1 protein-coding gene is annotated in these 237 nt (G+C 58.6%); it reads right to left on the bottom strand.

Annotation, left to right across the window (positions count from 1 at the left end; genetic code table 11):
* Positions 1 to 45 precede the first annotated feature (45 nt).
* Positions 46 to 237 (bottom strand): hypothetical protein (locus AC3XQU_RS24865; RefSeq protein ID WP_489876759.1); only part of this gene is annotated, 192 nt, incomplete at its 5' end.

A 237-nucleotide genomic window follows, 5' to 3' on the forward strand; every position in this document is an offset into this window, starting at 1 on the left:
GAAAGCCTCCCGCCTCCGGCGGGATGCGAGCGAGTCGGGACGGCCCTAGATCTTGTCAGGATCAAAAGCCGCGAATCCCTCTGGAACTCCACCCAAGAGCCCATCCGGCAACTGGGTGCCGGGCTCTCCCACGAACGCTTCTACTTCTTGGCGGCCTTCTGTATCCGCTACCGTCACTTCCTCCGTGAAGATACTGTCCGATAACTCGAGAACGCCCTCTGCCTGCAATTTAAGAAT

This window comes from Telluria sp. AZSoR62 (assembly GCF_058111565.1).